At 41.0% G+C, this 18,440-nt stretch carries 13 protein-coding genes; 10 read left to right on the top strand and 3 right to left on the bottom strand.

The genetic code is table 11. The features are described 5' to 3' along the window. Window positions 1–78 precede the first annotated feature (78 nt). From A5882_RS11740 to A5882_RS11775, 8 genes are all read left to right on the top strand, one after another. On the top strand, window positions 79–489 hold the full coding sequence (locus tag A5882_RS11740; protein WP_158297427.1) for a PTS sugar transporter subunit IIA: 411 nt from the start codon (window positions 79–81) through the stop codon (window positions 487–489). Further along, window positions 489–2,267 carry a DUF2264 domain-containing protein gene (locus A5882_RS11745; protein ID WP_016621195.1) on the top strand — a complete coding sequence of 593 codons (1,779 nt, stop codon included), beginning with the start codon at window positions 489–491 and terminating at the stop codon, window positions 2,265–2,267. Before A5882_RS11740 ends, A5882_RS11745 begins: the two co-directional genes overlap by 1 nt. Further along, window positions 2,264–3,394: a glycoside hydrolase family 88 protein gene (locus tag A5882_RS11750; RefSeq protein ID WP_016621194.1), complete on the top strand. Its 1,131-nt coding sequence runs from the start codon at window positions 2,264–2,266 to the stop codon at window positions 3,392–3,394. The genes A5882_RS11745 and A5882_RS11750 overlap by 4 nt, the downstream gene beginning before the upstream one ends. 12 nt (window positions 3,395–3,406) lie before the next feature. After that, window positions 3,407–5,575: an alpha-galactosidase gene (locus tag A5882_RS11755; protein WP_016621193.1), complete on the top strand. Its 2,169-nt coding sequence runs from the start codon at window positions 3,407–3,409 to the stop codon at window positions 5,573–5,575. Window position 5,576: 1 nt separating this feature from the next. Beyond that, window positions 5,577–6,386, top strand: a complete 810-nt coding sequence (locus tag A5882_RS11760; protein ID WP_016621192.1) for a hypothetical protein — start codon at window positions 5,577–5,579, stop codon at window positions 6,384–6,386. Beyond that, complete coding sequence (locus A5882_RS11765) at window positions 6,383–7,966, top strand: glycoside hydrolase family 43 protein (protein WP_086372811.1); 1,584 nt, start codon at window positions 6,383–6,385, stop codon at window positions 7,964–7,966. Before A5882_RS11760 ends, A5882_RS11765 begins: the two co-directional genes overlap by 4 nt. Window positions 7,967–8,042: 76 nt before the next feature. Then, window positions 8,043–8,552, top strand: coding sequence for a hypothetical protein (locus tag A5882_RS11770; RefSeq protein WP_016621190.1), 510 nt, complete (start codon window positions 8,043–8,045; stop codon window positions 8,550–8,552). A gap of 86 nt (window positions 8,553–8,638) precedes the next feature. After that, window positions 8,639–11,614, top strand: coding sequence for an alginate lyase family protein (locus A5882_RS11775; protein ID WP_086372812.1), 2,976 nt, complete (start codon window positions 8,639–8,641; stop codon window positions 11,612–11,614). Window positions 11,615–11,690: 76 nt separating this feature from the next. Here A5882_RS11775 and A5882_RS11780 read toward each other — a convergent pair whose 3' ends face one another. Continuing rightward, entirely contained in the window at window positions 11,691–12,674 is a 984-nt protein-coding gene (locus A5882_RS11780) for an AraC family transcriptional regulator (RefSeq protein WP_042890401.1), read from the bottom strand. 166 nt (window positions 12,675–12,840) lie between these two features. On the opposite strand from A5882_RS11780, the gene A5882_RS11785 reads away from it, so the two are divergent. Together A5882_RS11785 and A5882_RS11790 are read left to right on the top strand one after the other, a co-directional pair. Then, a complete protein-coding gene (locus A5882_RS11785) occupies window positions 12,841–14,052 on the top strand; it encodes a glycoside hydrolase family 28 protein (protein ID WP_086372813.1) in 1,212 nt (403 codons plus the stop codon). A gap of 45 nt (window positions 14,053–14,097) precedes the next feature. Beyond that, window positions 14,098–16,176 carry a glycoside hydrolase family 36 protein gene (locus A5882_RS11790; RefSeq protein WP_052533183.1) on the top strand — a complete coding sequence of 693 codons (2,079 nt, stop codon included), beginning with the start codon at window positions 14,098–14,100 and terminating at the stop codon, window positions 16,174–16,176. 192 nt (window positions 16,177–16,368) lie between these two features. Here A5882_RS11790 and A5882_RS11795 read toward each other — a convergent pair whose 3' ends face one another. Together A5882_RS11795 and uxaC are read right to left on the bottom strand one after the other, a co-directional pair. After that, a complete protein-coding gene (locus tag A5882_RS11795; protein WP_086372814.1) occupies window positions 16,369–17,040 on the bottom strand; it encodes a rhamnogalacturonan acetylesterase in 672 nt (223 codons plus the stop codon). A gap of 10 nt (window positions 17,041–17,050) precedes the next feature. Continuing rightward, the gene (gene uxaC, locus A5882_RS11800) at window positions 17,051–18,439 is read right to left on the bottom strand and encodes a glucuronate isomerase (RefSeq protein WP_086372815.1); all 1,389 of its coding nucleotides are present in this window, start codon (window positions 18,437–18,439) and stop codon (window positions 17,051–17,053) included. Between the last annotated feature and the right edge of the window lies 1 nt (window position 18,440).

An 18,440-nucleotide genomic window follows, 5' to 3' on the forward strand; every position in this document is an offset into this window, starting at 1 on the left:
CGCCACTTTCGACAGAAAGTTGGCATACATATTGCTTATAACTAAGCGAATAGCAAAATCGAACAAGGAGTGAACAAAGTGAAGAAAAAATATTTTTTGATCTCACATAACGAATTAGCCAATGGCTTGAAAAAAGCATTAGAAATGATTATCGGCACTCAGGAAAATTTATATGCCTTTGGACTGATGCCAGGAGGCCATCCAGATTTGATCACCAATCAAATCGAAGCGCTGATCGATGAGGAAACACAAGTTGTTATTCTAGGTGATATTGCTGGTGGCAGTGTTTGTAATTCAGCCATGCGTTTGACCCAGCAACCGAACGTCGTATTAGTTACCGGTATGAATCTCCCTCTTGCTATGGAAATTATAGTTAGTCAAAGCACATCAGAACAGCAGATCGCAGCAATTATTGAAGAGGTGCGCAAGGGGATGACTGTTCAAAACTTACGTCCTTCTATCAAAGAATCAATCGAGGATTTCTTTTAATGATGATTTCTAAAAAAGACTTGCAGATGTGGATGGAAAGGATGTTGCCCAACGATCACTCATATCTGGCACAAAGCGGTAGCAGCTATACCAAAGAAATTCGATCGTTTGAAGCAATAATGAGGAGTTTTTGGGGGATTTTCCCAGCGTATGGTGACCAACCTCAGAAGCTCAAGACATTCGACACTGTCCAAGATTTTATTGATTGTGTCGAAGAAGGAAATTTGCCTAAACTCTCAACAGAAAATCGCCAGATTGCAGTGGAATTAGGTGTATTAGGTTTTATATTGGGTCGTTATCCATCCTCCTTCTTTCAACTATTTTCGAACAAAGGTAAAAAAGAACTCCTCGCATGGTTATATCAAATCAACGAGATTGATCTGCCCAAGGGCAATTGGTTTTTCTTTTTGCTATTGGTCAATCTTGGGTTGAAGAAAAATAATAGTCCTTATTCTCAAGAAAAAATAGAGGAAGCATTGGCAATAATTGAAGAATGTTATTTAGGTGAAGGATGGTACTCAGATGGGGTCAATCGCCAAAGAGATTATTATGTTGCTTTTGCTTTTCACTTTTATGGGTTACTGATCGATTATTGCTTTCCTGAAGAGATCAAAACGCGCTACAAAAAGCGAGCCATCATTTTTGCAGAATCGTTTAAACACTGGTTTGACGCAGAGGGTCGATCGATTCCTTTTGGTCGTAGTTTGACCTATCGTTTTGCACATTGTTCGTTTTGGAGTGCGCTTTTGCTTACAGAGGCCTATCGAGAAACGAGTTTGTCTGTGTCCGAAATAAAAGGACTAATGGAAAAAAATATTTCTGATTGGCAAAAAAGACCTATCGTTTTACCTAAAGAACAAAACCTCTCGATCGGATATGGATACAATCAGCAATTATTATCGGAAGATTACAATGCCCCCGGGTCACCTATGTGGGCATTTAAAACCTTTGTTGTGCTCGCACTCCCTGAAGAGCATGAGTTTTGGCAGGCGATCAGCGCCATGAACATCCAACGAAGAGATAAAACTGTTCAAGCACATGCTGGATTTCATATCAATCACGACTTACATCAGACAACCGCGTTAAGTAGTTTGCAATGTAGCAATAATCCACTTTTGTACCATCATTTTGAAAAGTACAGCAAGTTTGCTTATTCAAGCTATTTTGGCTTTAATGTCACGCGGGATATCCAAGGAATCGAGCAATTTGCAATCGATTCGACGTTAGCAGTTTCAATACCCGGTCATCAGCAGTATATGACCCGTGGGAAAATTGAAAAAACAAAGATGTATGATTCCTATGGGGTTAGTTTTTGGCATGTCTGGCAAGAGGTTTCGATCACGACGTATTTGGTTCCAATCGATGCTGCCAATCATATCCGCATCCATGAGATTCATACAAACCAACCGTTGGAAGTGGTTGAAGGTGGTTTTCCTTTGGCAAATTGGAACCGCAAATACAATCAGGCGATCATTCAGGAGAATTCTTGCGCTATTGAAAACGAACAAGGGGAATCGATCATTCGTAATCTTGGTGATGTGCGAACTGCCAGAGTGATTCCTCAAGGACCTAACACCAATATTTATTCTAGTGAAAAAAATGCAGTTCCGACGTTAACGACTGTGATCGAAGCTGGGCGGACTGTTTTGGTTGCGCATATCATTGGTCAAAAAACCAAGCAGCTGCTTCCAAAAGTTACTTTTCATGAAACGAATAATGCGTTTCAACTTAGGGGAAACGTTGATTTAACAATTAAAAAGGAGCGATTTGCGAAATGAATGATGAAATCAAACAATGGGCACTAAAAATTTTTGAAAAAATCGACCACAAATTAGAAGTACAAGTAGCGCGGGTGGGGGAAAAAATCCCGTACATTCCTAATGAGATGACAGGTTTATATGAAGAAGATAAAGGTGTAACAGATCCCGTGTGGTGGACCAATGGGTTTTGGGCTGGGATGTTGTGGCAGATGTATCACGCAACTGGGAAAACAGCCTATAAAGAAACAGCAGAAATAAATGAAGTTCGGTTGGATAAAGCTTTCGATCAATACACCGGACTGCATCATGATGTTGGGTTTATGTGGCTGCATACAGCGGTCGCTAATTACCGTTTGACGGAAAATGAGCGTTCAAAAGCAAGAGGATTACATGCTGCACATCTATTAGCGGGTCGCTACAATCCAAGAGGAGGTTTTATTCGCTCTTGGAATCGCGATCGTTCCGGTTGGGTCATTATTGATTCGATGCTAAATATTCCCTTGTTGTATTGGGCAGAAGAAGCAATCGGTGATCCACGTTTTCGTTATATGGCAGAAGACCATGCCGACAAAGTAATGAATCACATCGTTCGACCAGATGGTTCAGTCAATCATATCGGTGTATTTGATCCAACAAACGGTGAACTAGTTGAAACACCAGCCGGACAAGGCTATGCCTCAGGTTCTGCTTGGTCTCGTGGCCAATCGTGGGCAATCTATGGATTTGCATTAAGTTATCTGCATACGGGGAAAAAGGAATATTTAGAAACAGCCAAAAAAGTTGCTCACTATTTTATTGCGGAAGTCTCGAAAACAGACTGGGTACCAGTTGTTGATTTTCGTTCACCTAAAAATCCCGTGATGATCGATACTTCTGCTGGATTATGTGCTGCCTGTGGCCTATTGGAAATCGCAAAACACGTAGACGATTTAGAAAAAGATCTTTACACAGATGCGGCGATCAATATTTTAAAAGCGACAGAGGCCAACTATGCGATTTGGGATGAGGAAAAAGACGGTTTGATTGATTGCGCAACAGGCAGTTATCACGATGAACCGTGGTCAGAAGTGCCGATCATTTACAGTGATTATTATTTTGTCGAAGCGATTTTACGCTTGCTAGATAAAGATTTTTTGATTTGGTAAAAGGAGCGACCAATGAACTGTTCAGGCAAAGAAACGATCACGCTTACAACAAAGCACAGCCAACTCAGCTTTATAGTTACAGAGAATGGCTATCTAACTTTGGCTTATTTTGGAAAAAAACTACCTAAAAGTGATCTATCCTATGTGATCATGGAGATTCCAAGGGCAAGCTATCTGGCTGATACCGACAGTATTGAAAACTTTAAGCTGGAACAGCTACCTGTAGGCTATCCTGCATTTGGCAATTCTGATCTAAGAAGTCCAGCTCATCAAGAAATTTACGTTGACGGCAGCCGTCTTTCGGATTTTAGATACGTTGATCATTCATTTAGTAAAATCAAACAGCCGCTTAATGGATTGCCTTACGCAAATACTGAAAGGCTTGATTATCTAATTATTGAATTAAGCGATCGTTATACAGGAGTGAGTCTCCACCTAAAGATCACTGCGTTTCAGGAGCAAGATGTCTTTACACAATCGGTCACCTTTAGTAATCCTTCAGATCAGGAGGTCGTATTGACCAAAGCGATGTCTCTCAATCTTGACTTTTTAACGGATGATTTTGAGTTATTACTTTTATCAGGGGCTTGGGGTAGAGAAATGCATCTTTCAAGACGCAAACTTGTCCAGGGGCTGCAGGGAATCGATAGTAAGCGTGGGGCGAGTGGTCATGGACAAAATCCTTTTATAGCGTTAGTTTCCCCAGATACCACAGAAGCAGCTGGTGCGGTCATCGCTTGTCAATTAATGTACAGTGGGAATTTTGTTGCAAGCGCCGAGGTCGACATGCATCAAAACACCCGGATGCAAATCGGGATCAATCCTTTCGACTTTAGTTGGACATTAGCTCCGAGTGAATCATTTGATACGCCAGAAGCGATTTTCTTGTATGCAGATGGTTTGAATCAAATGAGTCAGAAATTTCATGCTTTTTATGAGGACTGTGTCGTACCTCGTGCTTTTAAAAACAAAGAGCGTCCGATTTTATTGAATAATTGGGAGGCAACCTATTTTGACTTTGATCAAGAACGCATTTTGCGATTAGCTAATGAGGGCGCTAAAATCGGTATCGAATGCTTTGTTTTAGATGATGGTTGGTTTGGTAAGCGAGAAAATGAACGAACGTCGTTAGGTGACTGGACACCAAATCAAGAAAAATTGGGGGGCAGTTTGCAACAACTGATTTCGGCCATCAAAGAGCTAGGACTCGATTTCGGTTTATGGATCGAACCAGAGATGGTATCGAAAAAAAGCCTTCTCTACCAGCAGCATCCCGAATGGATCGTACGTGTACCAAATCGTCGACCACAGCAAGTCCGATATCAGTATGTTTTAGACTTGTCTTTAAATGAAGTCAAAAAATATTTGATTGAACAGATAACCTGGTTGTTAGACACCCATGAGATCAATTATTTGAAATGGGATATGAATCGCAATATCACTGACAGCTTTTCTAGTGGATTGAAAAAAGAACATCAGCAAGAATTTTCTCATCGCTATATTTTAGGCTTATATCATGTCTTAGAAACGATCACTAAGCGATTTCCTAATGTTTTGATAGAAAGCTGTGCTGGAGGTGGCGGTCGTTTTGATCCGGGCATGCTATATTACACGCCTCAAATCTGGACAAGTGATGACTCTGATGCCATCGCAAGATTAGAAATCCAAAAAGGGACCTCACTGCTTTATCCGCCCAGCACGATGGGCTGCCATGTCACAGCATCGCCGAATCACCAAGTAGGCAGAGTGACCTCCCTTCACACACGAGCACTTGTGGCTCAACAAGGCAATTTTGGATATGAATTGAATCTTTTAGCATTATCTGAAGCAGAAAAAGATTGTTTGGCACAGCAGATCAAGCAGTACAAGCTAGAAAGGCAAACACTCCAATTTGGTCAACAGACGAGACTCGCTGTCTATGATTCACAAAATGAATACGCATGGCAAAAACAGAACTTAATGACGAGTGAAGTGATCGTTACTCATATCAATATTTTAAATAAACCAAACACAGTTCCAAAGCGCTTAAAGCTGAAATCCTTAAAGAATGACCAACTATATCAAGTCAATGACACGGTACGATCCGGCGCTGAGTTGATGGAAATCGGACTAATGATTCCCAAACCGTCGGAAGATTTTTTTGCAACAAGATGGAAAATTATGCCGATAAAGGAGACATAATATGCTGACACTAAAACTAATTGATCATGAAGGGCACACGATCGAGGAACATACCCACTCAGAAGAAGTTTATCTTGCATTTAAAGATCGGACTTATCAAGCCGGTGAGAAAATTATGCTTACAACGACGAAAGCGCCACTATTCGTCTGGCTGCAAGTGGATGAGGCACTTGCACCAAGTCTGGTTTATTTGAAAGAAAGTGAATGGATTTTTCCAATCATTACAGAAGACACGCTACGGCGAGCGTATTCGCCTAAATTATTTTCAGGAAAACGCCATTATCTACACGCCTGGTTAGCAAAAGAATACGAAATCAACGCCTATCGAAATTTGGCAGTGAATGCCCATGATCAAAAGAATCATAGTGGCGCCTATCCTCATGCTTATGCCAATGTTGAAACTAGAAATGATTCGACATTTTTTGCAAGAAATGCGATCGATGGCATGATCGCCAACGAGAACCACGGGTCTTTTCCATATCAATCATGGGGTATCAATCAACAAGCGGATGCGCAATTGACGATCGATTTTGGTCGCAACGTTGAGATCGACAAAATCGCTTTGGTTCTTAGAGGAGACTATCCTCATGATAGTTACTGGACGCAAGTGACACTCGAATTTTCCAACGGACAACAAGAAATCCTGAAACCAACGAATCAACTCGATCGTCAATATTTCAGCTTTACCAAAATCCGTACTTCCTCAATTTTATTAAAGGAATTGATTAAGCATCATGATGAATCACCCTTTCCAGCGCTAACACAAATTGAAATTTATGGCACTGAATGTCACCAGGAGGAAAGCAAATGATAGAAAATCCAATTCTTAGAGGATTTAATCCTGACGCCAGTGTAGTCAAAGTCGGATCTGATTATTATCTAGCAACCTCAACGTTTGAATGGATGCCCGGTGTTGAAATCTATCATTCATCTGATTTAGTAAATTGGACGCTAGTTGCTCGGCCGTTACAAGGCGAGACCACTGTTAGCTTAGTAGGCAATCTAAATTCCGGTAGTATTTGGGCGCCACACTTAAGCTACTCCGAAGGGCAATTTTGGTTGTTGATCACTGATGTGAAAACAGGAACGGCATTCAAAGACACACTGAATTATGTGCTGTCGGCAAAAGAAATTACTGGACCTTGGAGTGAACCTGTCTTTGTCACTGCCAGTGGATTTGATCCGGCATTTTTTCATGATGATGATGGAAAACATTATCTAATGAGTATGCTTTTTGACCATCGTTTGGAAAAGAAACGGTTTGCTGGTCTTGTGATGCAGGAATTTGATTTAGCTACAAAATCTTTGGTGGGGGAAAGAAAAAAATTCTTTGAAGGAACAGATCTGGGGGTCTGTGAGGGGCCACAGATCCTAAAAAAAGATGGTTGGTATTATTTACTAGCAGCTGCTGGTGGAACCGATTATAGTCACGCTGCGACAGTATGTCGAGCAAAACAGGTGATGGGTCCATATGAGCTTTCACCGTATCATCCTTTTTTAACAACTAAAAATGATCCGAAAAATCCGTTACAAAAAAGTGGTCATGCTTCTTTTGTTCAAGTATCGGCTGATGAATGGTATATCGTTCACATTTGTGCACGCCCATTGACGGAGCGTGGCTATTGTCCATTAGGTCGGGAAACCGCCCTTCAAAAAATAGAATGGATCGATGGCTGGCCTCGTTTAGCTACTGGTACCTCTGCGCCAGAACGTTTGATTGATGAACCAAGTATCGCAAAAGAAGTCATTCAAAAAAAAGACCATAGTTCTCGGACAGATTTTGATGAGCCGACTTTGCCAAGTTACTTTAAAAGTCTTCGACAGCCAATTGGCAGCCAGTGCTCACTTTCAGAAAGAAAAGGGTATTTACGTCTTTACGGTCAACAAAGTATAACGAGTTTGCATCGTCAGACGTTGATTGCCAGACGTTGGCAGCATTTTGCCTTTCGCGTAGAAACCAAAATGGAATTTGAACCACAGTCGTTTCAACAATTAGCAGGTTTGACCTTATTTTTTGATACAGATAATTGGCATTACCTGCATGTTTCCTACGATGAGGAAACCAAAGAAAAATATATCCAATTAGAAACAGATGCGATCAATCAGTTTCAATATGCTTCAGAACGATTAGTTATCCAACCGAATCTTGCCATTCATTTAGCAGTGGAAGTGGATCATGAATGGGCACAGTTTTCATATGCTGTCGGGGATGAACCATGGCAAATGATTGGTGATCCGGTCTCAGCTGCCCAATTAAGTAGTGATTTTATCAAAGAAAACGGGAAACTAGCTTTTACCGGTGCAATGGTAGGTATCTGTGCACAAGACATGGATAATCATCGATCCTACGCAGATTTTGATTTCTTTACTTACACGGAAAGCCATTCGTGAGAGGGCGTAAAGTGAATCAGCCATTTTAGAAACTAAGACAACTTATGTTGCGAATGAATACGGAAGTGGAAAAGACGTGCCTTTGCCTGCAGTGTTTTGGGGTGAAGGAGTCATCAAGACCCACGCAGGGGAGAGAATTCCTATTAATCAACTGCCACGAGTGACAGAAGGTATCAAACAATCCCCATATGAGAACCGAGATTACTTTGGCGGTCCTATCGAATTTGGAACCCAAGTGATCCAATCCGCTTTGCCAGCCACGCCAATTGCAGAAGCGATTTCTGGAACGATAACGATCGATCTCAGCGGCGTTGATGCAGCATCATTAGAGATTGTGATAGGTGGCGATTATCCGTTAGGAGATGAATCCGATCATCGGCGAGTAGTTGGTATTCGCAAAGAGGGACGAACAGCCCAGTTTGCAACGATTCTCGAGCAGTACGATCAAGAAAGCAAAGTTGAGTCGGCAACGATTTCAGAAAACACCTTGACTGTAAGGCTAAAAGATGGACGTAAAGATGAATTGAATGTAGCCGATTGGCATTTAGAACAAGCACAATTGCGTTTTAGATCTGGAAAAGCATAAATAGCTTTTTTGTGAAAAGAGACAAGACATAGCTGATAACGTTGGTCGATTATTTTGACTATTTTTTTAAAAAAAGGAGGCAGAAAATGGGGATCGCAAAAGTTTGGTTTTTGTTGCTTGGTAGTCTGTTTCTTAGTATTTTAAGTGTTCAAGTAGGATTTGCTAGCGAAAGAGAGGAAATCATCATTGTTGATGATGCGTTTGTCTCAAACTTTAATGGTCAACATGGAGAAGTGATGAAAGAACGAAACAGAGAAAAATTAATTGTAGGAAAATTAAGAGAAGCTTATATGAAATTAGCTATCAGTGATTTGACAGACATAGAAACGATCAAACAGATCCAATTGGAAATGGTGACTACTCATGGCGGCAACCAGTTGTTTTTCCAAGAGGCTTCCAATGAATTGACTAGTGGAGGACAAGCCGGGAGTCAGTGGGATTCTGATACGATCACTTACGACAACAAGCCTAGCGTATTGAAGGATACGAAAACGTATGAAGTCACGCTGCCAAATGGAGAGGCAGTAGTTACGTTAGATATCACTGATTTGATCAAAGAAGCCAAAGCTGCGAATCGTCAAGAAGTGACCATCCACTTTTATACAGAAAAAAGTCTTGATGAATCGATTGCTGCATCCGAACTTTTTTCAATTCGTTCGACAAGAGCGCCCTATGTCAAGATTATACGGACAACTGATGAAGTACCCCAAACCATAGAGGGACATAAGATTGGTAATTATTTCACCAACGCTTCATTACCAGTGAAGTACATGAAAATCAAAACTGATTCGGGGAGTTACTTTGCCGTTAGGGAAAATGGGGCAATTTACACAGTAGGGAATGAACAAGAAGCAGAGACGTTTGCTTTGTATGTGGCAGAACCGATCCACAAAATAACTGGTTCTTTAAAACCGACAGCTCAAATTCAATCAACCACCACTGGTAAATTTCTGACCTTTCAAAACTATTTTTCAGAATCAGATGAACAAAAAAACTATTATCAAAAGAAAGACGAATGCTTTTTATTCAACTTTACCGCCGCATCCGTCAATGATAATGAACGGTTATCCATTCATTATTATCCTGAGTCAAACCTTTATACGATCGCTTCAGATCTAGATACTTTACGAGACGAACCCTCCGTTACTCATTGGTTTTTACATTGGCAGGAAGGAAGCTTAACTGCTAGTCGACAACAAAATCGACCAGCGTACTTTGTTTTTGAAGAAACTGAGTTCTCAGGAGCGCTGATTGTTGACCATGAAATACGTGCAAATCAAGTGTTTGTTCGATGGTTGCCGATCACAAGTGATGATCTGCCAGATGATTATCAATTAAATGTTTCAGCTAAAGTTCAGAAAACAAGCGACTATTTTCAAGCTGTTTTCCCAGTAGCGGATTTGCCTGAAAGCATCGAAGTTACTTATCAGCAGGCAACGTATACGGTAAAAGGAGTAAGTGAAGCTAGATCCTTTACCCATCCAGGTATCCAACTGACCACTGAACATCTCGATCAGATGAAACAACGAATCGCTGAGAAAAAAGAACCCTGGTATAGTGATTATTTAAAACTTAAACAAGGGGTCTCCAATGATCAAAGTGCATTGACATTTATAGATACGCCTTTAGAAGGAGTGGGACGCGGTGCTCCAGAAGGTCATGGCAATATCGGCAAATTTGAAAGCGCCAGCAATGCTGCGTACTTTTTAGCCCTACAATGGGTCATCACAGAAGAGGATGACTATGCACAAAAAGCTACAGAAATCATTAATGGCTGGTCGCAAACCTTAAAGGTGATTGATGGCCGTGATCGCATTTTGGGCGCTGCGATCAGTAGTTCGAAATTAATAGAAGCAGCAGAGATACTTGCGCATTATCAAGGTGGTTATTCTGGATATACTGCCGAAGATATCAGCCAAACACAAGAAATGCTAATTAATACTGTGTATCCAGTAATTGAAGATCTAGGGGTTCCGATGTTAGCAAACGGCAACTGGGATACGGCGGCTATGAATGCGATGATGGCGATTGGTCTTTTTACAGATAGTCAACCGATCGTTGAGCGGGCGATCAATCTGTATCAGTCGATTCATATCAATGGATCGATTGCTGTCTATGTTAGTGATACGGGGCAATCGGTTGAAAGTGGACGTGACCAAGCACATGCTCAGTTAGGGATCAGCTATTTGGCATCTGTGGCTGAAGCCGCTGCGAATCAAGGGATCGATCTTTATTCATTACATGATTATCGCTTAGTGAAAGCCTTTGAATGGGCTGCCAAGTACAATTTATTTGAAGAGGTACCATTCACCCCCCTCATGAACGTTTTCCAAAACCCGAATCGAGGGTATTGGACCCGGCTAGATAGTGAACGCATCAATCGCGGAGAGTTGCGTCCAATATATGAACAAGTGGCAGCACGCTTTCACGATAGTCCCGTTGATACGACCTGGACAAGCAAAGCTGCTGCAGCAATGCGCGCCCAAGGGTACATCCATAATGATCATTTGAATTTTTCAACGTTGACTTTTTACAATGGCCCGATTTATGAGACTGCGCCAAGCTTAACTTTGCGAATAAGAACACGCTTAGAACCTTGGTATGAAAGAACCTTAACCAAAGTAGGCGACGAGTATGTTTATGAGACACGAAATTCTTATTTATCCACTAACGATGAAAGTCTTCTACAAATCAGTAAAAAATATGCTGAAGCTGATCTTTTCCAACTAATACCTCTGGATGGAGGGAAGGTTGCACTGTGGAACCAATCGGCAAACTGTTACTTGTCAATTACAGATGAAAAAAATGCTGCGGGTGATCAGTTGATCAAAGCAAATCAAACAGAAATTACTGAAAGCGAGACGTTTTCTGTCATGGGAACGGGACGAGGATTTGTTTTTCTGACCGCTCCGTTTTATGAGGATCGAATCATAAAAATCGATCTTTCAGCAGTTGCAAAAGAGCAAGACCCTGAATTGACACTCGTCTTAGGACAAAAACAAACAACTGATGCAAATGCACTTGCAGAAGAAGAAAAATTGCTTTTTTATTACGATTTCTAAATAAAAGAACAAAAAACATTTGTATCCACCTTGAACAAGTTCCGTTAAAACGGACCAAAGGTGGACAAATGTTTTTTTATTGATGATTTTCTTTCAAAATCTGATAGATAAGCTTCTTTAGTGCCTCATTGCCTAATTGCTGTGGTAACGGGGCGGAAAGATTCATTTGACTAGAATTTAGGTTGGTTTGCGCATTTTCTGCTCGATAGTCAGAAGGGGTTAAGCCATTTTTCTGTTTAAAGGTCCTCATAAAATGCTTTGCATCGGAAAAGAAAGCTTGATCAGCTACTTCATTGACCGATAAATTGGTTGTTGCTAAAAGTGTTTTTGCATAATCAATTTTGATGTTTACCATATACTCTTTGATACCAATTCCCTGTTCCTTTTTGAACAGCCTGCTAAGATAATTGGGATTCAAGCCAAAATGGTTAGCAATATCAGATAAGTGGAGTTCACTTGTAAGGTTGACCCGAATCCACTCGGCAATCAATGCAGTTTTTTTGACATGATTTTTCGCGGTATGTGCCAATTGATTTAGGTAATCATCACAAAGAGCGATCAGTAATAAGGTTAAAGAAAAATCATTCCCCCGTTGTGTGTATTGTTGTCTTTTTCCGTTTGTAAGCAATTGATTAAGCAAAACAACGATTCGTTCGGGATACTTTAACTGGAAACGTTGTGGGAGAAAGATAAAATTATTTAGCTCTGTTGGCATCGTTAGTGTTGCTAGATCCTGTAGGCCTTTTTGTAACATAGGCTCTTTTAAAGAAATCGTTTGGTAAGAAGCAATGAAATGTAGCCAGTAAAAATGAACTTCATGTTCAATTGTAGCAGCAGCTTTGATTTTCGCATATGGCGGTATCAAAAAGCATTCGTTTTCTTTGATCAATACCTCTTTTTCGTTGATGGTCAAGGAAACATCGTTTTTTATTGGCAAGATAAGTTCAAAATTTTCGGAATGATGGGTTTCTTTGTGGCGCCATGTTTGATTATTATTGTTCGAAAACAACCCACTCCATAAATTGAAAATTGGTAGATTTAAATGAATCTGATAGATCATTCGATACTCCTTCATAGCAAAGACATTAGAAAGGTAACTTTCTGACACCAATTATATCGTTTTTTCAGTTATTCAACAATTAGATCCGCATTATAATTGAATTGTATTCATTTTTGAGAAATGATTGGGTGGAAAAAAATGATTATTGGACAGGAGGAAATGAAAAATGGAAGACCAAAGGAACACGTTTATTATCACTGATTACGGGGTGTCAACAAATTCAGAAAAAAATCAAACAAAGGCGATTCAATCATGCATCGATGCTTGTCGAAAGGCTGGAGGAGGAGAAGTAATCATACCAGAGGGGGACTATTTGATTGGCTCTTTACGTCTTTATTCAAATATCACCTTACGTTTAAAATCTGGGGCAATCTTAAGGGGAAGCCAAAACTTAGCGGACTATTGTGATTTTCAAGTACCAAGTACGATCAACTACTTGCAGGATGAATACTACAAAAAAATTTGGCATTTACCTGAGTATTATTTTTATGCCATGATCACGGCTTTTAAAGAAGAAAATGTGAAGATCATCGGGGAACCTGGATCGTTGATCGATGGTCAAGATACTTTCGACGAAAATGGAGAAGAAGGCTTTCGTGGACCGATGGGGATCATCCTTTCCCAAATCACGGGGGTTCAATTAGCTGGTTATTGTTTTAAAAATAGTGCTAACTGGAGTCATACGATCGATGGCTGTCAAAATGTCCAAATAAACAATGTAACCATCGAAGCGGGGCATGACGGATTCAATTTACATCATTCCACCAACATTTATGTCAGTGATTGTCATTTAGCTTGTGGAGATGACTGCTTTGCTGGGTATGACATTGAGCAGCTGATGGTAGAAGATTGTTTTTTAAATACAGCTTGCAACGCAATGAGGATCGGTGGCGATACGATTACCTTTAAAAACTGTAGGTTTCAAGGTCCAGGGCGTTATCCTCACCTTTCAGAAAATACGTATTATACCCATGCCATTTTTAAATACTATGCGATTGAGGCAGATACGATTCAAAAAGATGCCCAAAACATTCGCTTAATTGATAGTAAAATCGCTGACGCAGATAAGTTTCTTGTTTACGAGTATGGCGAAAAGAAACTAATGCAAAATAATCGACCTTTGCGCCAGTTATTGATAGAGAATTGCTCGATTTCTGGGATTCGCAAGACATCAAACTTTTTTGGGAACGGTGAACAGGTCCGATTACAATTTAAGAATCTCAAGATTGATTATACAGGGGAAGCTTGTTTTCTTCGGGTGGACGAAAGTGTTCAACTGGAACTTCAACAAGTGGAATTTTTGAATCCGACGAAGATTGAAATTGGGAAAAACCAGGTGATTGAATTGCAAGGACTTATTAAGCAGAGCTTTTTTTAAAGGAATCGATTAGTAGGCAGTATACAAATGAAAGGAGGCCGTTATATGCAAAAGTTACGCACGGTCGTGTTTGGCGATATGACGATCGACTACTATCAATCCGCCGAATCTGTGGAATGGCTCCTTAGCCCAACTTCTTTGCATCATGAAGTACAGCTACCTAAAAAGACCAAATTTGATTCCTTGATTCAAGCAAAACTGATAGGTGATGATTACCCAAAAGGGTTCAGCACAGGGAGTACGATGCGGAATAGTGCAACAGTCAAAAGCCTTCGATTAGTGAAACAAATCGATAAACAGGAATCGAATAAAAAAGAAATTGCTACCATCTTAGCTGATGATAGAGGAAATCACTATACCCATTATGTAAGCTGGCAGATAGGGTTTCCAGTAATAGAAACTTATGTGACCTTTGAAAATCGGACGAAGATTCCCCAGATGCTTGAAATGTTGGCAAGCTTCTCATTGAGTAATCTTAGTCCATTTTATGACGAGAATCCAATAGGCAATTTGAGCTTGATCCGCTATCAAAGCAAGTGGAGTTTTGAAGGGCGTAAAACCATACAATTGCTTGAAGACTTACAGCTTGAGCCCTCATGGAAGCCTTCTGGTGTAGGATTAGAAAAATTTGGGCAAGTGGGTTCGATGCCAGTTAGAGGGTGGTTTCCGCAAGCGGCAATCTATGACAAACAAAAGGATATTACATGGGCAGTTAGTCTTGCGCAACCAGGATCATGGCAGTTTGATGCGTATCGTCTTGATGAGGATTTTTGTTTGTCGGGTGGATTAGCAGACCGAGATTATGGCCATTGGCTAAAAGCTGTTATGCCGGGTGAAGTTTTTGTCACTCCAAAAGCATACCTAACCGTCACTTGCGGGAATGAAGCAAGTGCCGCCCAAAGATTAACAAAGATATTGACGTTACCTTTGGCACAAAAACAGCATCCTACGGAAGAGGATTTGGCAATCCAATTCAACGAATTTTGTACATCTTGGGGACGACCAACAGAAGCTATGACTTTGAAAAATTTGGCTGCCTTAAAAGGGAAAGCGATTCAATATTATGTCATTGATGCTGGCTGGTATGCCAATCAACATGGATGGGAACGTAGTCATGGTGATTGGCAAGTAAGTTCGTCACAGTTTCCCAATGGATTAGAGACGGTGATCGCTGCTATCAAGCAGCATGATCTGATTCCGGGCATTTGGTTTGAAATTGAAACAGTCGGAGATCAGTCAGTTGCCAGTACGTTTTTTGAACATCTATTGAATAAAGATGGACAGCCTCTAACCGTCGGCAATCGACGCTTTTGGAATATGCGAGATCCTTGGGTCATTGACTATTTACAAGAGAGAGTAATCAATTTTTTAACGTACTATGATATCGGATATTTGAAAATCGATTATAATGAAAATTTTGGGATCGGTTTTGATGGGAAGGAATCTTTTGGCGAAGAAAGTCGCTTACAGCTGTTGGCAACACAGGCATTTATTAAGCGTATTCAGCAGCAATTGCCTGATTTAATCATCGAAAACTGTTCGTCAGGCGGTCATCGCTTAGAGTATTCAATGATCCAACTGACGGATCTGTCGAGCTTTTCTGATGCTCATGAGGCAATCAGTGTCCCAATCATAGCAGCAAATTTGCATGACCATCTTTTACCGAGACAAAGCCTGATTTGGGCGGTCATTAGAAAGCGAGATTCACCCCAACGGTTGTTTTATTCTTTGATCAGTACCTTTTTAGGAAGAATATGTCTATCCGGCGATATCAATGAGCTTTCCAAAGAGCAGTGGAAAGTGATTGATGATTGTTTCGTCTTTTACGATCACTGTCGTCCTTTGATCAAGGATGGAACGACAACTGTCGTCCGAAGTCAGATTCTTTCCTATCGAAAACCAACTGGTTATCAAATCGTTCAACGGGAACTTGGTGATCAAGCCTTGCTCATCATTCATAACTTTGACCAAACAATGGTTGAACTACCTATGGATTTTCGTACGATTCTTCATACCTGTGGATTTGAATGCCAGGGAATCCAGCTTCAAAAGAAGAAAAATAAGTGGTACCTTTCTTTTCCTTCTCCCTTAATGGGGTGTGCGATGCTCATTAAGCTTCGTTAGCATTTTCTTTCTATCAAAATTCAATCATTAAATAGCCTTTTAAACTAAGTAGAATAGAGGAAGTGACCGCTCAAAGTTAGACGAAAAATGCTAACTTTAAGCGGTCACTTTCAAATTCTGAAACGAACCAGTTTGGGGGATACATGGTTTCTTCTAATCTAAATGGGGAAGATTCAACACGAACAATGAGTTTCAATCTAACAAAACTTGTTGTGCAAGCGGTAATGGAGCATTTGTCAAACATTTGGCAACTAATTTGGCGACGGCTGTAGCACCTTGGTTATTCAAATGCGTGTTATCCGTAATGCCGGCTGGATAATTGGGGTGCTGGTTTTTTTCTAAATGAAGAAAATAGGTTTTCGCCTGTTGTGGTTCCAGTGCTGAAACGAACCGTTGTGTTGCGGCAAAAAGATCCAGACAGACCACATCCAAGGAGGTAGCCAAAGCACGCATTGCTTCTGGGTAAGGACCGACTGCCAAAGGATCAAGTTGCTGTTGGTCCACGTAATGCAAACGAGTGATCGAGGTCAATAGGATCGGTGTCGCTTGCTGCTGGCGTGCCGTTTGCACGAAGGTTGCTAAATTATGCTGATATTCTACAGGTGTCGTACCACGACTATCTGTTTTTTGATCGTTGTGTCCAAATTGAATCAAGAGATAATCACCAGCATATAGTTCTTTTTTTGCCTGCAACAAGCGTCCTTCTTCAATGAAGCTTTTGGAGGAACGCCCATTTTTTGCCAAGTTGACGATTTGATGCTGGGGGAGATAGCGTGAGATCTTTTCACCCCAGCCCGTTTCTGGACGAGCGCTAGGCTCTTTGATCGATGCGGTGGAATCACCGACGATGACGATTTTTTCCATTGTCTTTCTCCTAAAATTTGAAGTAGTTGTTGGCGTTTTGATAACAGACATTTTCTACTAATGGTTTTAGCTGACGAAGATCAGCAGGTGCTTCACCACGTACAACGATCTCAGCAAGCCATTCACAAAAGACGCGTCGGAAATATTCATGACGGGTGTAAGACAAAAAGCTTCTTGAATCCGTCAGCATGCCGACAAAGTTAAAGATCACACTGCCATCTGCGAATTTCGTCAATTGGTGACGCATGCCTGCGCGGGTGTCGTTATACCACCAGCCAGATCCTAACTGCAATTTATTATTGCCTTCTTGCTGGAAGCACCCCATCAAAGCGACGAGTGCATCATAGTCATTGGGATTTAAGGAGTAGAGAATCGTTTGAGGCAAATGGTCCTGCGCATCAGCAGCGTTCAATAATTTCTGCAAGTTTTGAGTCAGTGGTTGATCATTGATGCCATCGTAGCCCGTATCTGGTCCCAAGTGCTCAAACATTCGTTGATTGCAGTTACGGTACGCATGGACATGCAATTGCATCGTCCAACCATGTTCGTGATACAGCTTCATCAGTTCAACTAGAACATTGGTTTTGAAGAACGAGACTTCGTTTTCCTCCAAAGATTCTCCAGCTAATGCTTTGGCAAAAATTGCTTCAAGAGATAACTGTTCGTCCGCAGCATACACTAAAGTATCCAGCGCATGGTCAGACAAGCGGCAGTGATGCTGGTGAAAGTAGGTTACACGGTCCCGCAAGGCTGTCAAGAAAGCATCGTAGGTAGTGATCGCGTTTTCGACACTCTTTTCGAGTTTGGTAACATAGGTAAGAAAATTCGGATGGTCGATTTGTAACGCTTTGTCAGGTCGAAAGGTCGGCAAGACCCGAAAACGTTGCTCTGTTTGGCTTAATTGGTGATGATAGTGAAGATCATCGACTGGATCATCTGTGGTGCAAACGATCTCGACTTTACTGCGAGCAATCAAAGCTCTTCGGGTAAAGTCTTTTTGCTGCAATTTTTCGTTGCATAGCCTCCACAAAGTTTCGGCATTTTCTTCAGTAACGGGAAGATCGATCGCAAAAAATCGCTTTAACTCTAAATGGGTCCAACTGTAAAGGGGGTTTCCCACCAATTTTGGCACTGTTTGACACCATGCCAAAAATTTTTCATAATCACTGGCATTGCCCGTAATCGCTTCTTCGGGTACGCCACAAGCGCGCATCAATCTCCACTTGTAATGATCGCCACTTAGCCATGCCTCGGTGATAGTTTTAAAGGGCCGATCCTCATAGATTTCTTTCGGGTCTAGGTGGCAGTGGTAATCAATAATCGGCAGCTCTTTGGCATAGTCATGGTAAAGGGTTTGAGCAATTTCATTTGGCAGTAAATAGTTTTCATTTAAAAACATG

The organism is Enterococcus sp. 4E1_DIV0656 (assembly GCF_002140695.1).
GTDB classification, from domain to species: Bacteria; Bacillota; Bacilli; order Lactobacillales; family Enterococcaceae; genus Enterococcus_D; species Enterococcus_D entomosocium.

Coding starts and splice junctions, on each gene's coding strand:
- A5882_RS11775 (WP_086372812.1), top strand. CDS start 8,639: ATGGGGATCGCAAAAGTTTGGTTTTTGTTGCTTGGTAGTCTGTTTCTT.
- A5882_RS11760 (WP_016621192.1), top strand. CDS start 5,577: ATGCTGACACTAAAACTAATTGATCATGAAGGGCACACGATCGAGGAA.
- A5882_RS11790 (WP_052533183.1), top strand. CDS start 14,098: ATGCAAAAGTTACGCACGGTCGTGTTTGGCGATATGACGATCGACTAC.
- A5882_RS11755 (WP_016621193.1), top strand. CDS start 3,407: ATGAACTGTTCAGGCAAAGAAACGATCACGCTTACAACAAAGCACAGC.
- A5882_RS11765 (WP_086372811.1), top strand. CDS start 6,383: ATGATAGAAAATCCAATTCTTAGAGGATTTAATCCTGACGCCAGTGTA.
- uxaC (WP_086372815.1), bottom strand. CDS start 18,439: ATGTTTTTAAATGAAAACTATTTACTGCCAAATGAAATTGCTCAAACC.
- A5882_RS11795 (WP_086372814.1), bottom strand. CDS start 17,040: ATGGAAAAAATCGTCATCGTCGGTGATTCCACCGCATCGATCAAAGAG.
- A5882_RS11750 (WP_016621194.1), top strand. CDS start 2,264: ATGAATGATGAAATCAAACAATGGGCACTAAAAATTTTTGAAAAAATC.
- A5882_RS11785 (WP_086372813.1), top strand. CDS start 12,841: ATGGAAGACCAAAGGAACACGTTTATTATCACTGATTACGGGGTGTCA.
- A5882_RS11745 (WP_016621195.1), top strand. CDS start 489: ATGATGATTTCTAAAAAAGACTTGCAGATGTGGATGGAAAGGATGTTG.
- A5882_RS11780 (WP_042890401.1), bottom strand. CDS start 12,674: ATGATCTATCAGATTCATTTAAATCTACCAATTTTCAATTTATGGAGT.